The sequence below is a fragment of the Enterocloster sp. OA13 genome, from assembly GCF_022440595.1.
GTDB lineage: Bacteria > Bacillota > Clostridia > Lachnospirales > Lachnospiraceae > Enterocloster > Enterocloster hominis.
The window spans coordinates 3,878,987-3,893,190 of record NZ_JAKNTF010000001.1; the positions used below are offsets into that span (position 1 = coordinate 3,878,987).

Here is a 14,204-nt window from a genome sequence, read left to right on the forward strand (position 1 = left end):
TCAGAGAACGAGACCGTTACAATCAAGGAGTACAAGGCTTTGCAGAAGGAGATGCAGCGCCTGAAAATCGAAAATGAAATATTAAAAAAAGTGACCACCATATTCGCAAAAGAACAATAACCGAGATTGTGACTTTTATCCAGAATAACCTTGAATACGATACCGTATCCCAGCTTTACAGTGCTTTGAAATTCCCCCGGAGTACCTACTACGAAACTCTGGTTCGTGTACCTTCAAAACGCCAGCAGGAATACACCGCATTCAGCCAGAAGGTAAAACAGGCATTTGATGAATCGAAGTATCGGTATGGAGCAGTGGGGATCTGCCGTTCCCTAAATGATTATGGGACTGCCTGCAACCTGAAACGCGTGCAGCGGCATATGGCGATACAGGGACTCCGCTCTGTTGTGGTAAAAAAGTACAGCCACCATGCGAATAACGGCAAGGTGCCGGATGACAGGGAAAACATCCTTAAGCGTAATTTTGAAGCGGCCTCCATCAACCAGAAATGGTGCACGGACATCACCCATATTCATGTATTAAAAGAAGGCTGGACGTATCTGGCCTCCGTGATGGACTCATGCAGCCGCAAGATTATTGGTTATGCCTATGGAACTTCCATGACTACCAATCTGGCTGTAGAAGCCATAAAGAATGCCTGTCTGAACGTAAAAGCCACAAAAGGGATTATCCTTCATAGCACTCTTGGCAGTCAAGACACAAGCCAGGCCTTTGAGGATTACCTGTCTGGAAAAGGAATAATCCATTCCTTCAGCCGTAAAGGGAATCCGTATGATAATGCATGCATTGAATCCTTCCATTCAGTATTGAAGAAAGAAGAAATCTATCTGCATACATACCAAAACTTCAAGGAAGCCCGGAGGGCAGTCTTTGAATACATAGAATCCTGGTATAACAGAAAGAGGATTCACAGTGCCATTCATTATATGACACCTCAGCAGAAGGAGGATGAGGAACTAAAAAAGGTGGCATAAAGGCAGCTACTCATAAAACAGTATCACAACAAACTGAATATAGGGTAGCTGCCATACAGGGTGCAGAAAGACCACATACTGTTTTGATATGTGGTCTTTTTCTGGCTCTTTGTCAATAGTTGGGGTGGGATTTGTAAAATCCCGCCCCAATTCTATGAAAAGGGCCCTTTTTATGTTTAGTTCCAGGTTTTACTGATTTTGGGCATGCCAAATAAGCCTCCGCATTACCGACCTTTTTATCCTATGATGTACAGTGAAGTATCCGGGTTCGGAACCGTTTGAAATTCCGGATTCCATAGCTACTCCGTTTTAATACCTTTATCTTGTTGTTAAATCCTTCTGTGGGACCATTTGTCAACCCGTATTTAAAGGCATTCAGGATTTCTTTTCGCCAGGCCCTGTAGGTCTTAGCACAGGCTTCAAATTCCTTGATCCCACAGCTCTGTGCATTCGCAATCCAGTCATCAAATTCCTTCTGCTGCTGACGATACGCTTCCATCTGGCAGATATCATAGAACCACTCTTTCATCCGGTGTGCCAGACGTAGATCCTCGCTATAGTGAAGCATTAAATCACAGGCCTGTTTGTTCTCATCCTTCAGCTTTTTATAGCGGGTCAGAATGAGTTTCCGGCTGCGTTTATAATACTTACGCAGAGAAACCGGCATGGACCGCTGCAGTCGTTTGCGTACATTTTCAATCGCCCATGTCACCTGCCGGATGAAATGATATTTATCCACGATGATTGTAGCGTTTGGAAAGAAGGTCTGTGCAAGTTCGGTGTAGGGGCGCCACATATCGCAGACGAAGAACTTTACCTTCAGGCGTTCTTTCCTGGGAATGTTCCGCCAATAATCAGCCAGATGGCTCTGGGTCCGATCCGGGAGAATGTCGAGGATCCTGCGCTTTTTCGGATCAACCAGAATGCACTGATATTTACCGGTAGAAGCATTGCCTTTGAATTCGTCAATGGAAAGCGCTTGCGGAAGCTGGTCAGGCGGAGGATAGCAAATCGTGTCCAGAAGGCGGCAGACCGTCTGGACGGAAACACCGGTAAGCTCTGCGATCTGTTTTAAGGAAAAGGTCTGCCGGAGCAGGGAGACAATGTAAAATGCCAGCCTGCGGGTCCTGCGGTGGTATCTGGGGAGGAACGAATAGGGTTCCGTGAACCGTTTGCGGCAGTATGGGCAGAGGTAGCGGCGTTTGCGAAGGAGCAGGATAACTTGTTTTCCCAGTAAGGGAATGTCCTGGACCTCTTGTAAACGGTAATCATGAATCCGTTTTGTATTAGCCCCACAGCAGGGGCAAGTCTGTTCTACCGGTTGGGACTGGATGAAAATTTTAATGAAAGAGTCTGCCTGAACCACTTTTTTAATAAAAACACCTTCCAAGTTAAGGAAAGCCTTGGTATAATTAGGGTACATCTATAAGGGGTCACCTCCATAACATTAAACTTTGGTCGGAATAATGGGTTTGGGAGGCTTCTTATAGATGTATTTTATTACAATCAAAAGAATGTTGGAAGTGTGCTTTTCAGCACACCCCAACATTCAGTATAGAACCATTTTTCTTTGCCTTTTGAATCAAAATCTGATACTATTTAGTAAAAGAATTTTGGCAGACAAAGGAGCAAGAATATGGAAATAGGTAAAAATGATATACCCAAATCACTATGTGATTATCTGTCCTTGTTGCAACTAAAATATGATTGTGAAACAGTTTGCAGTTTAGTATCATCTTTACAAAAAGATGGCGTAACCGCATTTGGTATAATACCTTACATTTCGTTGACAACTATGTCTGCTTTAGAAATTTTGGCATCTGACAAGGACTTATTTCAGGAATCTGACATTCTGCAAATAAAGGACGTTCGTCTAAAGCTTAAAATCTTTGAAGATGGATACGGTAAATCAAAGAAAATGTTGTTGAATATTGATTACTTACAAGACCAAGTTTTTAAAAATATGCTTAAGTTTGGGTTTATGAAAACTTGGAATATTCATCAGAATCTTGGAATATACACTGACGCAAATAAACGAGTAGTCGGAAATACACAATACAGTTACTATCTATTGCAGGACAATCGTTTATTAAAAAAGAGTATTGAAAAAGTTGCTGACGCATATTTTACTTCACCAGATAAATTTAATTTGGACGAGCAAACGGGTAGAGATTGCTATGAATATGCCTACAAATGTGGACAAATAATTGGGTCTATTCAGTCTGGTTTTGAAAACTTTGACACACCAGTGTCAATAGCCACAAAAAGGAGTACTGTACAATACCATTATACAGATTACAACACAAATGTGAAGTCCTCACTTTTTCCGAGGGGAGAGGATGGGAAAGCAACTACGCTTTATCTATTGCATATTCTATCTACAATAAATTTTCTTCTATACGTTCTTAACTCTTATGAAAATGATGATTACGGTTGGTGGCTTAAAGTTAATTATATTGCGTATTACTATTCCATACATAAATTGAAAGATTTACAGCAGCATTTTATTCAGAATAAGCTAATGACACAAGATATTTCGAACTATTTTGAAGATCTGGACATTGAGAATGCACCCTACATAAATGGAACATTTAGAAATTGTGTTATGCATTCCAGACTGGTTGACAAAAATGAGATTGCCATAATTGCCCCAGCATATTTAGATAAAAGTAAGCCGCTTTTTGGATTAGTCGAAACTTGTTTTAATGGTATGGATTATCAGCAGCTAAAACTGTCCCTTGTTTCGGAAACTACAAAAATATCGAATGTATTGTCACGTTGGTTAGGGGTAGAGTCTTTACAAGTAAAACCGTTATAATTGTAAATAGTATATAACTTAAGTAAAATACACTCGCTTGTTACGCAATAGAATGCCATTTTGAGGGGTATAAGTATAAAACCCTTACCTCCCCTCATTATGCCTTTGCAAAGCCGCATGAATACAGGATTTTTCAACCCCTATTGCGTGACAAAGAAAAGCTCACCCCATGCCTTTTGTAAAAAGGCTTTCGCAATATCTATTTTTCGATATTGCGGGTGTATCCCAAAAAAATCAATACTCCCTATTTCATTGTTAAAAGCCATTGCGCCGATGATAATAGTTTCATCTTTCATAATCAGCACCTGTTTTTTCTGAATATATCGCTTTAGCTGCTCCAAATATTCAGCTTCCTTTAGGTATGGAAAACCATCAACGACAAGATAGACTAAATCCATCCAAGCCGGAATATCGGTTTCCTCAGCAAAAATAATATCGGTTTGCCAATCAATATCTGTGCTGATTTTTGTGGGCTGATTATGTCGAGGTGCAATCCAAAACCACCTCATTATCCCACCGAAAACAGCCCTCACCAAAAGCCTATTTTCCCTTTCCCTCTTACTTCTGATTTTTCAGTACGGATTTTCCCTCTTTCCCTCTCCCTTTTCAGCCACCGCAACGGTGGCCTTTCCTGCTCTCTGCCACTCACACTCGCAATCACCAACCTTATCACCATAACTCTTTTTCGTTCTTCACTTTCATTTTTTCTTTTAAAATAAAGGCTTTCCGGGTTTCCTTTTCTCTTTTGGGTCTCTTTCTTTAAGAGGGAAAAGAGGTTGGAAAGATGCAGGAAAGTGAAAAAAGTTGAGTGGCTGCTTAATGTCGGTTAAAAAAAGTGAAACCAAAAGCATGAAAAAAGCAGAGTCAGCAGGATTGTAAAAATCCTGCTGACTCTGCGAAAAGTCGGATTACTTTATGCTATTCTGGGCCGGATGATTGGTTGGGTGCCGGTGGGAATGGGATAGATTTGTTCAAGTGCAATCAAAATCCGCCCTCTTGTCCCACCCAAAATAGCCCATTCTTTTCCCGGCTTTTTTTTCGGGTTTATTATCATTTTTGAAATACAGATGTGTTTTTTCTGCCTTCTTCTCTGCTCTTTTTCCGGCTTTCATGCAGCCACATCATTTGAGACTGTCACAGCCAAAGAACAGGAACAAAAACAGGTTGAGTTTTGTTTGGATTGGTTTTGTATTTGAATTTTCCTTGTAAATACGTTGTTTCCGGGTGTTTTCCTTTTCTATTTTTCTTTCCTATTTGCTCTTTCTCTATTTTGAAAACAGAGAGTGAACACAGGGCAAACGGCAGAAATTGGTTGGAAAGAAAAGGCGGAAAACAAAAAGCAGAAGTACCGGGATTGTTAGTCCTGATACTTCTGCTTGATTTTACTTTATTCTATTTTCGACCGGAACATTGAGTTAAAGCCGGTGGGATGGGAACAAGATTATTGTTCAAGTGCGATTGAAAATCACCCTTTTGTCCAGATTAAAATAGACTTTTTTATTTCAGCATTTTAGACGTTTAGATGTGTCTGATTCTGGTTTTTTTTCTGTTTCAGTTCCTGTTTTCATCAGCAGATTTGACCTTAGATACGGATACAGAATCTAACTGTAATACTCATAAAACCTTGAAAATACATTGTTTTTGACTTGTTTCAGATTTTTTCTTCCCTTTTTCGCCCTTAGTATAATTGGATAGAAGAGGGACAGATACAGAAACAGAGCCGGCAGGATCTTAAATCCTGTCGGCTCTGCCAGTGTATTACTTTATTCTATTTTCGGTTGGACAACAGACACGGAACCGGTGCTATGGGAACACTACTTGTTCAGGTGCGAATGAAAACCACCCTTTTGTCCAGATTAAAATAGACTTTTTTATTTCAGCATTTTAGACGTTTAGATGTGTCTGATTCTGGTTTTGTTTCTGTTTCCGTTCCTGTTTTCAGATACAACCTTTCCCTTAGATACGGATACAGAATCTATCTGCAATACTCATAAAACCTTGTAGATACGTTGTTTTTGACTTGTTTCAGATTTTTTTCTTTCCTTTTTCGTCCTTCGTATAATTGGATAGAGTAGGGACAGATACAGAAACAGAGCCGGCAGGATCTTAAACCCTGTCGGCTCTGCAAGCTTATTACTTTATTCTATTTTCGGTTGGACAACAGACACGGAACCGGAGGGATGGGAATAAAGTAATCAGGATTAATTCAATCTCTGATTATATTATACTATCCCTTTATTGGGTCGTACAGCTGGGAATCTGCACAAAAATATATGTCTTACTGGTATGACATTCTTTCTTCGTTCTGTTATAATTTGGGGTGCTATATTGTTTTCATTAACGGTATCAATGCCCGGTGATTTTTAAACAAAAAAATAGCCAGACGGCCCACATAGGCTATCTGGCTATCAATCATCTATCCGTTTAAGCGGCTTTCATCAATTCGGTCATATCCTCTATGGCTGTCTTGAAATCATACCCTGGGATCTCTTTGTACTTCTTCATAATTGGCTTAACGTACTCACGTTCCGCAAAGACTCTGACACTGTTTTCGTTTAAGTTCTCAAAATTCAATATGTGCGGATATAACTCTATTTTGAAATAATTTTTGAATTCCTGTGGGTCATCTATATATCCTAATATATCTTCAATGCTGAATTTAATTCCATCAAATATATGTTGAAATGCGTCCGTATCCACTTCCCCTTGTGTCATTCCACAACCTGCAAATTCCGCTGCGTCCTCTACCAGATATTTTATCCTGTTTGGATTCAATGTCTTATATTCTTTTGCTAAAAATCTGCGGTTCTCATCATCACTTACATACTGTAAAAATTTGTCTGCAACAAAGTTCTGCATATCGTTTTCTGCTTTCATTAATTCATCAATTGTATATTCTTTTTTTAACATATTTTGTTAATCTCCTTTTCATTTTGGTGTTATGGGCTGCCCCTTAGCAGACAGCCCGGTAATTGTTCCATCTAATTAAACTGCTACGTCTGTTCCATATATATCTTCCCATGTAGGAAGTTTTGGTTCCTCCATATCCTTAAACCACTCGTCATCCTCATAGCGTGCAGGGAATCCAATCATCACTTTGGAAACCAGTTCCTTTTCCTCTGGGGTTTTTGCCATCTCCAAAAGTGTTTCATCATTCATGTGGTGATACTTTCCAGATACCCACATGAAGATGTCGCCCTTTGTGGTTTTGAAATAGCAATCTTTGTATGTACTGCAATAGGCTCTGAAAGCATTTGACAGCCCGCATAGAGTGTCATAATCATAATCACAGAAAAATGCCTTTTCAAACCAGGTACAAAGCTCATTCCACAATCCTTCCAATTCCTTGGAACTATTATCACTATTATAAACAGCTTCATATTTTGAAATATCAAAACCAGCGTGTTTATAAATCTCTTTCAACATTTTCAACTGTGATTTTATAACCTTACGATCCTGATTAAAAGCTGCCCTGCGTTCCTTTTTAGAAAGCATTGCTTCATCATAATCCCTCATAAACTTGACCTCACGTTTTGAAGTGGCAAGGCAGTATGGATCAAGCTCTCCCTCAAATCTTGCTATCAGCTCCGCTAACTTCTGGTACAGTTCAATGTTCTTTCTGTCATCCTCATTCTTGAAAATATATACACACGCACAATTCATGTAAAATTCTCCTTTTTCTGTTCATAATATTTATTTGGTAATGGGGCTGTGGATTCCCGCTCTTGCTTATTCTGTCAATATCCTTATCTAGTTCCTTTGGGGTTGCAGCTCCTATTCAGTTTTCGATTTTATATTGTTTGATATTTATGTAAACACTCATGCCAGTATAGAATATCCACTTCCCGGCAGTTTGGAGTGGTTCAATGGAGTTTATCTATCTAACATTTTATCAAGCGGCAAACTCCGTTTCCCTTGCTGCTTTAATTTGTTTCAACTGTTCCTGTTCTTGTTTTAATGCCTGCAAATAATCGCTAAGAGAGGTGATACATCCTTTTTCTCCAAAATAATATTTACAGTTACACATAGCTGAGTAATCATTCTTATCAGCATATGCACCTTGTATCGCTTTTTCCATTCTGTTAACTTCTAAGACAGTAATCTTTGAGTTAAAGTAGAACCGATACTTTCGGCAGTTATCCGGCGCACTATAATTCTTATAATACGTTGGTTCTGATTCCATATGGATGATATTCCGTTTTTGCAGCCGTTCCATAATCTGGTTAATGTGCTCACAATCTTCATATGTAGCAAATCTTATATCCGGTATACAAAGTATATAGTTCATAGATTTTCTCCTTATTTCATCAAAGTTTTTTGTGATTCTTAACGCCTATTCCACCGTTCTCCTTTCTTCCCGCTTGGGAAATGAGTGTTTTACGAGTTCGCCGCCATTTATTCCTTAAACCGCCGGGCGTAGTTCCGGTACAGGGCCTTTCGGACCATCGGTGTTGCGACTGATTCAGTTTTCAATGTGCAATTTGGGACACAAAAAGGCCAACTCCCTATAACTACTTACCTTTTACCTTGTGGTTTTTTGGTGTTCGTTATAATGAGTTGGCCAACTCTTTAAATTAATTTTTCATTCCATCTACATGATGGACTTATATTCTACCACCATACCATTTGCCTGTCAACATATTTTTTAAAAAATATGTTGAATTGAATACATTTTGGAACATTCAAGCACAATTACGCCTTTTCCCAGCACTCAATCTTACATCATGTTTTTATAGGAATTTTCCTAGAAAAAACAAGGAGATGTAAGATACATGAAACAATTTACTTTTATTGATTTATTCTGCGGGATAGGCGGCTTTAGACAAGCACTGGAAAGTGTGGGAGGTACTTGTGTTTTTTCCTGTGATAAAAACAAAAATACCCGGTTGACCTATCAGTCTAACTATGGCGATATGCCAGACGGTGATATAACAAAAATTGAAGCGAAAGATATTCCACCATTTAACATCCTATGCGCCGGCTTTCCCTGTCAGCCGTTTTCAATTGCTGGAAAGCAACGAGGGTTTGCAGACGAACGGGGTACTATGTTTTTTGAGATTGCCAGAATTATTACGTATCATAAGCCGGAAATTGTCTTTTTAGAGAACGTGGCTAATCTGACCCGTCATGATGGCGGAAACACCCTAAAGGTCATAACAGGAACTTTAAAGAAGCTGGGCTATCATGTAAAGTGCGAGGTTCTGAAGGCAAGTGATTATGGCTGTGCGACAATCCGCAAAAGAATTTACTTTGTATGTTTCCGTAAGGATCTGAAAGCAAAGTTTTCTTTCCCTGAATCTTTTGAAAGTAATATCGCTGTTGAGGATTTTTTGAATCAGGAAGTGGACGAACACTATTACATAGATAGGCCGGATATTGTCTTTTATAAACCGGATATTACAGAGAGAGTACATGATACTTACCGGATGGGCTACATAGGCAGCATAGGACAGGGACGGAGGATTTACAGTGTCAAGGGCCTATCACCTACTTTTGTTGTTTCTGCCAGAGGTCCGGCAGGGGGAACCGAAAGTTATTATATCAATGGACGGGTCAGGAGATTAACACCGGATGAATGCAAACGAATCATGGGATTCCCGGACAATTTCATTTTTCCGGTGAAAGAGGAACGAGCCTATGAGCAGTTGGGGAACAGCGTTGCAGTTCCTGTCTTGAAAGCAATCGCAAAGCAGATCATGGCAACAGATGTGTTTGAGGACGTCCAGGACGAGCCAGGTCAGGTGATATGATGGAAACTGATAAAATCTACTGCCTGGACTGTTTAGAGGGCCTAAAACAGCTCCCGGATAAATCCATTGATTTGATTATGACTGACCCGCCTTATCTTATTAAAAGCACCAGGGCAGGAGGACATTCCCGGCTAACCCGGTCAATTCAGCCCGTCAATAACTTATTAAAAGAAAACAGCCTTGACACTGGTATGGACCCGGATGTACTCCCGGAGTTAGTGCGCGTTATGAAACGGATTAATTGTTATATCTGGTGCAACAAGGCACAGATACCGGATTATCTGGATTACTTTGTGGGGGAACTAGGCTGCTCCTTCGACATACTGATTTGGTGGAAAACGAATCCTCCACCGACATGCAATAACAAATACCTATCTGATAAAGAGTACTGTCTTTACTTTCGCAAGGGGGGATATTGCCAGCCTACATCATACGGGACAGCAAAAACAGTATTTCATCAGCCAATCAATGTTTTGGATAAGCAGACATATCCGCACCCTACGATTAAGCCTTTAAACATCATTAAAATGCTTATCGAAAACAGTACAAGACCGGGGGATATAGTTCTTGACCCTTTTATTGGTTCGGGGACTACGGCTGTGGCTTGTATAGAGTTAGGGCGGCAATATATAGGCTATGAGATTAATGAGGGGTATTTCGAGGTTGCACAGAAACGGATACAGGATACAATAGAACGATTAGAGGTATAAGGGCAGATAGCCCTTTTTTGTTGCTTATAAACTGGATTGAAAGCGGATGTAAAATGGAAATGCGCCCCCGGTGGAGAGGGCGCAAATCTTTGATATAAATTACTATTGAATCCATGCGCCATCTGCGCCTACTTTGAATCCATCTGGTGTTATAGTATCGGAAAGCATATAACCGTTGCCATTAAAATAATAGCATTTATCGCCAATCCACTTCCATTCATTGGCAGGATAGGAGCCATCATTATTCTGCCACCACCAGCCGTTGGTATCCTGTTTCCAGCCTTCATTTGCAATCTGATCCGAATTTTCATTGATTGAATCCGGATTAGCGGTTACATAAAAAGCTACATCAGGAATCATGCTATCATCACCTACAAAGCAAACCCATTCTTCCGGAAACGGGACTTGCCCGTCCCATGGTGACGATGTATGGTTGCTGCTTAATCTGTCCATGATTTCTGCCATATCCAATTCTTGTGTCGGATAAACACTAAAATCAGCCATGATACCATCATAGGCCAGCAGGGAACTGTCCTTGTTATAATCATTTGTAATCGGCTGTCCGCTGTCACCTGTTAAAGTGATTTTCGCATCCATAGTGACTACCGGTATCACCATACTTTGTCCTGTATATGGATTGATCCATGTAGTCGTTTTACCGGTATTGCCAGAAGTAACCTGATATGTAAGATTTCCTGCGAAAGCCGTAATACTCATAGCGATTGTTAATGCGACTGCTGTTAAAGCTGTCCTCCACTGTTTTTTCATATTTTTGTTCCTCCACTTAAATTTGAATTTTAGTTTAGTTTACAAATTGAAACTCCTCAGGGATTTCGCCTTGTTCTACAGCGTCCCAATATAACTGTGGGAGCATTTCCTTTCCTCCTAACGAATATGTATCATCGTTGTGATTAAGCTGGACACTTCCACTTGGAAAAATTGAAAATACTGTTTTTCCATCCTGCCCTGCGTAACGAAGCGGTTCATGTTCTTTGAGATATTCAGCTGTATACACACCAAAACACGCTGCTAAATCACGGATATAAAATAAATTCTTCTGTTTTATACCATCTAATTCTAAGTATCGTGGAGAAAATCCAAAATTCTTTTCACCACCTAAAACATTACTCTGCCATGCAAAGAAATTAGCTATATGTCCATCCCCCTTTTTATACCATACGCCGTGCGTATCTGATTGCCAGTCTGCTCCCGGCTGTTTTCCTCTCGCCCGTTCATCCCTTAAATCAGAAATGATTGACTTTTCCTGCCTGTTTCTAGTTGATAACGGTTCTAATTCCCACTCCACATGTGCTTCGATATCAAAATAATAATCTCTGCCGTCGATTCTCACCCATTCCAGGCGGCAATACTCTCCATTTTCTTTTTTATAAGCCCTTTTGCCATTGTCGTCAAACCATCCGGCCGCCTTGTTTTGATCCAACGCGTTGGAATCCACAACATAGTTGACCTGTTCATTCGTATTCTGGGAGTGGGCCTCATTATTTGCTTCCTGTACCCACGCACCGTCCGCGCCTACCTTATACCCATCCGGTGTGTCTGTATCATGAAGCATATAACCGTCACTGCCAAAATAATACTGTTTGCCGCCGATCTCTTTCCATGCATTCTGGGGGTAGGAACCGTCCGCGTTCTGATACCACCATCCGTTCCCATCCTGTTGCCACCCCTCGGTTACAATCTGCCCCTGTGTTTCTGCGGTACTCTGTCCTGACTTTGAACCGATAGCAGGAAGCTGACTCATATCACAAGTGTATGGGTGGGTGGAAGAATGATAGATTGCATTAAATCCTGAACTGTCATTTGCTTCTACGTCAATAAAATAAAATCCGTCATTGTATTCCACCATGTTCCACTGGTGGCTGGGATTTCCGGCAGTTGCATCCGCATGAATATAATAACAGGAAACATCCATAGAATCACAGAGGGCTTTAAATGCCCTGGCATATCCTGAACAAGCGGCCTGACCTTTTACTAAAGCTCCATATGCGGTATTAGCTCCCTCTCCCTTGTTCCAGTCAATATAAGATACATTGTTTACCAAAAAATCATGAGCGGCTTTTATCTTCTGGTCGTTATCCATGTTGTCTGTAATGTAATTCGTCTTAAAGTCAGATACGGATTGAGCTACTGCGTTTAACTGATTCTGATTGAGAGAAGGACCATATGCAGAGCTGGTCCCGGCCGTGTAACTTCCCGGATTCTTGTTGATTATATCCTGTGCCGTGGCGGCATAGGCTGTCATACTCATTGCTAAAGCTGTCAATCCGGCAATCACTGGAACTAATATTTTCTTTCTCATGATGTCTGTTCTCCTTAATAATTATCCTATTTCTCCAGTCTTTACGCTAGCAGAATTTGCATAATAAACATTTGTCTCAAAACCTGTCCTTATTGCGTCACTTGCGGCATTTTCATCTATGACAGAAATATTTATTATAATATCATTTTCCAGACAAAATCTTGACAGTTCATCGGCTGTCATATTGTTTCCAGTGAAATCCAAAGAATATGCTTTGTCATATTCAAGATTATACCGAATAGGGTCACCTAGAACTGTAAAAGGAAATGCCTCTTGAAACTTTTCATTATCTGCTACTGTTCTTGTTGCTCCATATACTAAAACATAATGATCGACCGGATTTACATTTGTTTGCGAACTAGGAAATCTAAATGTCCCCACCTGCGTATCTAGTATAGTGCAATTTACGCCTAAATGAGTTTCGGGTTCATAAATTGGTAATCCTTCTTCATCAAACCAAAAACCAATATTCGCCCCTTCTTGAGAAGTACGATATATTTTATCTGGATATGGATTCGCTGGTTTCATTTGTTCATGGTATGCCTCACAGCCGTCCCACATTCCAAACTCGTTTGTTTTATATCCGTCTGGTGCAGTTCCATTTATTAAAAGCTGTCCATTGGAATCATAATAGTACCAATAAATCCAATCAGTATCAGCACTTTTCTTTTGCACCCACTGATTATAAACAACTGTCCCATTTACTAAAATCTGACTATTTCTATATGTATGCTCTGGATCTACATATGTCCATATTTGTCCATAATCAGCAAAATCAAGACTTATGCTACTTTGCGGAGGTACTACATCGGCCCATGCTGTTATACTCATGCTCACGGCCAGTATTCCGGCTGTTAAAAGTGTTAATAGTTTCTTTATCATTCTGTTTCCCCTCCCTATTCAATGTTCCAATATGAAAAGTAAAGATTATCTTCTTCTGCGTTTTCTTCCATATCCCCATATTCCGGGCGGATATAGATTGATTTTTCAGAACCATCCTGAATAGTGATTGTGTCTTTCCCATCAAAGCTAATCACAAGGTTATCTCCGAAACCCTCTTTGATTTCAGCAATTAAATTTTGACTATTTCCCAAATACTGGAATGTATATACCCATCTAAAATGATGAACTCCTGTTTCTTGATCCACTGTCAGTCGATAGGTTCCGTCCATTACGTTGTTAGTCCAAACCGGCATAATACAGATGCATTTTCCCGGCGCATCGCCATTATGGAGATAATCATAAACAGTCCCATTCTCGAAGAATACTCCAACAATACTTTTTTCTTCGTTGGAATCCAGTATAAGCACTTCCCCTGAATATGGGTCAATGACTTGTCCGTTTTTATTTATCGGATTTCCGTAATGAGTGGTATTGACTAAAAGCCAACCGTCTTTGTCGAAATAATATTTTTCAGAAATACCGTCTCCGTTTCCGTCTATCCATTGGCTCTCGTCTTTGGGATAACTGCCATCATCGTTTTGATACCACCATTGTCCGTTGCTCTGTTTCCATTCTCCGGCAAATACTGTCATACTCATGGTTGCCGCCATGATTGCTGCGGATAGTAGTATTGTGATTGATTTTCTCATGATTAATCTCTCCTTCATA

At 40.2% G+C, this 14,204-nt stretch carries 14 protein-coding genes; 4 read left to right on the forward strand and 10 right to left on the reverse strand.

The window, feature by feature from the left end; genetic code table 11:
* Nucleotides 1-128: 128 nt before the first annotated feature.
* Nucleotides 129-995: an IS3 family transposase gene (locus MCJ35_RS17195; protein ID WP_025486239.1), complete on the forward strand. Its 867-nt coding sequence runs from the start codon at nt 129-131 to the stop codon at nt 993-995.
* 241 nt (nt 996-1,236) lie between these two features.
* Here MCJ35_RS17195 and MCJ35_RS17200 read toward each other — a convergent pair whose 3' ends face one another.
* Nucleotides 1,237-2,418 carry an ISL3 family transposase gene (locus MCJ35_RS17200; protein WP_120058845.1) on the reverse strand — a complete coding sequence of 394 codons (1,182 nt, stop codon included), beginning with the start codon at nt 2,416-2,418 and terminating at the stop codon, nt 1,237-1,239.
* Nucleotides 2,419-2,631: 213 nt separating this feature from the next.
* Here MCJ35_RS17200 and MCJ35_RS17205 point away from each other — a divergent pair, with 213 nt between their 5' ends.
* Complete coding sequence (locus MCJ35_RS17205; protein WP_025486237.1) at nt 2,632-3,813, forward strand: hypothetical protein; 1,182 nt, start codon at nt 2,632-2,634, stop codon at nt 3,811-3,813.
* A 140-nt stretch (nt 3,814-3,953) separates the two neighbouring features.
* On the opposite strand, the gene MCJ35_RS17210 is transcribed toward MCJ35_RS17205, so the two are convergent.
* The 5 genes from MCJ35_RS17210 to MCJ35_RS17230 all read right to left on the reverse strand — a co-directional run bounded on the left by MCJ35_RS17210 (nt 3,954) and on the right by MCJ35_RS17230 (nt 8,101).
* Nucleotides 3,954-4,322 carry a hypothetical protein gene (locus MCJ35_RS17210; protein ID WP_240299587.1) on the reverse strand — a complete coding sequence of 123 codons (369 nt, stop codon included), beginning with the start codon at nt 4,320-4,322 and terminating at the stop codon, nt 3,954-3,956.
* A 462-nt stretch (nt 4,323-4,784) separates the two neighbouring features.
* Complete coding sequence (locus MCJ35_RS17215) at nt 4,785-4,925, reverse strand: hypothetical protein (protein ID WP_155858480.1); 141 nt, start codon at nt 4,923-4,925, stop codon at nt 4,785-4,787.
* A gap of 1,312 nt (nt 4,926-6,237) precedes the next feature.
* Nucleotides 6,238-6,723, reverse strand: coding sequence for a hypothetical protein (locus MCJ35_RS17220; RefSeq protein ID WP_025486234.1), 486 nt, complete (start codon nt 6,721-6,723; stop codon nt 6,238-6,240).
* 75 nt (nt 6,724-6,798) lie between these two features.
* Nucleotides 6,799-7,476: a hypothetical protein gene (locus tag MCJ35_RS17225; RefSeq protein ID WP_025486232.1), complete on the reverse strand. Its 678-nt coding sequence runs from the start codon at nt 7,474-7,476 to the stop codon at nt 6,799-6,801.
* A 229-nt stretch (nt 7,477-7,705) separates the two neighbouring features.
* Nucleotides 7,706-8,101 carry a hypothetical protein gene (locus MCJ35_RS17230; protein ID WP_008718684.1) on the reverse strand — a complete coding sequence of 132 codons (396 nt, stop codon included), beginning with the start codon at nt 8,099-8,101 and terminating at the stop codon, nt 7,706-7,708.
* A 484-nt stretch (nt 8,102-8,585) separates the two neighbouring features.
* On the opposite strand from MCJ35_RS17230, the gene MCJ35_RS17235 reads away from it, so the two are divergent.
* Together MCJ35_RS17235 and MCJ35_RS17240 are read left to right on the forward strand one after the other, a co-directional pair.
* Nucleotides 8,586-9,563 carry a DNA cytosine methyltransferase gene (locus MCJ35_RS17235; protein WP_025486229.1) on the forward strand — a complete coding sequence of 326 codons (978 nt, stop codon included), beginning with the start codon at nt 8,586-8,588 and terminating at the stop codon, nt 9,561-9,563.
* The gene (locus MCJ35_RS17240; protein ID WP_034577771.1) at nt 9,560-10,273 is read left to right on the forward strand and encodes a DNA-methyltransferase; all 714 of its coding nucleotides are present in this window, start codon (nt 9,560-9,562) and stop codon (nt 10,271-10,273) included. Before MCJ35_RS17235 ends, MCJ35_RS17240 begins: the two co-directional genes overlap by 4 nt.
* Before the next feature lie 102 nt (nt 10,274-10,375).
* Here the strand turns inward: MCJ35_RS17240 and MCJ35_RS17245 are convergent, their stop codons facing one another.
* From MCJ35_RS17245 to MCJ35_RS17260, 4 genes are read right to left on the reverse strand one after another with little or no spacing between them, the layout of a single operon-like run.
* The gene (locus tag MCJ35_RS17245) at nt 10,376-11,041 is read right to left on the reverse strand and encodes a hypothetical protein (protein ID WP_008718692.1); all 666 of its coding nucleotides are present in this window, start codon (nt 11,039-11,041) and stop codon (nt 10,376-10,378) included.
* 34 nt (nt 11,042-11,075) lie between these two features.
* On the reverse strand, nt 11,076-12,593 hold the full coding sequence (locus tag MCJ35_RS17250; RefSeq protein WP_051400678.1) for a transglutaminase domain-containing protein: 1,518 nt from the start codon (nt 12,591-12,593) through the stop codon (nt 11,076-11,078).
* A 21-nt stretch (nt 12,594-12,614) separates the two neighbouring features.
* Nucleotides 12,615-13,475: a hypothetical protein gene (locus MCJ35_RS17255; RefSeq protein WP_034577770.1), complete on the reverse strand. Its 861-nt coding sequence runs from the start codon at nt 13,473-13,475 to the stop codon at nt 12,615-12,617.
* Nucleotides 13,476-13,489: 14 nt separating this feature from the next.
* Nucleotides 13,490-14,185, reverse strand: coding sequence for a hypothetical protein (locus MCJ35_RS17260; protein ID WP_025486227.1), 696 nt, complete (start codon nt 14,183-14,185; stop codon nt 13,490-13,492).
* Nucleotides 14,186-14,204: the final 19 nt, after the last annotated feature.

Coding starts and splice junctions, on each gene's coding strand:
- MCJ35_RS17200 (WP_120058845.1), bottom strand. CDS start 2,418: ATGTACCCTAATTATACCAAGGCTTTCCTTAACTTGGAAGGTGTTTTT.
- MCJ35_RS17205 (WP_025486237.1), top strand. CDS start 2,632: ATGGAAATAGGTAAAAATGATATACCCAAATCACTATGTGATTATCTG.
- MCJ35_RS17210 (WP_240299587.1), bottom strand. CDS start 4,322: ATGAGGTGGTTTTGGATTGCACCTCGACATAATCAGCCCACAAAAATC.
- MCJ35_RS17215 (WP_155858480.1), bottom strand. CDS start 4,925: ATGAAAGCCGGAAAAAGAGCAGAGAAGAAGGCAGAAAAAACACATCTG.
- MCJ35_RS17220 (WP_025486234.1), bottom strand. CDS start 6,723: ATGTTAAAAAAAGAATATACAATTGATGAATTAATGAAAGCAGAAAAC.
- MCJ35_RS17225 (WP_025486232.1), bottom strand. CDS start 7,476: ATGAATTGTGCGTGTGTATATATTTTCAAGAATGAGGATGACAGAAAG.
- MCJ35_RS17230 (WP_008718684.1), bottom strand. CDS start 8,101: ATGAACTATATACTTTGTATACCGGATATAAGATTTGCTACATATGAA.
- MCJ35_RS17235 (WP_025486229.1), top strand. CDS start 8,586: ATGAAACAATTTACTTTTATTGATTTATTCTGCGGGATAGGCGGCTTT.
- MCJ35_RS17240 (WP_034577771.1), top strand. CDS start 9,560: ATGATGGAAACTGATAAAATCTACTGCCTGGACTGTTTAGAGGGCCTA.
- MCJ35_RS17245 (WP_008718692.1), bottom strand. CDS start 11,041: ATGAAAAAACAGTGGAGGACAGCTTTAACAGCAGTCGCATTAACAATC.
- MCJ35_RS17250 (WP_051400678.1), bottom strand. CDS start 12,593: ATGAGAAAGAAAATATTAGTTCCAGTGATTGCCGGATTGACAGCTTTA.
- MCJ35_RS17255 (WP_034577770.1), bottom strand. CDS start 13,475: ATGATAAAGAAACTATTAACACTTTTAACAGCCGGAATACTGGCCGTG.
- MCJ35_RS17260 (WP_025486227.1), bottom strand. CDS start 14,185: ATGAGAAAATCAATCACAATACTACTATCCGCAGCAATCATGGCGGCA.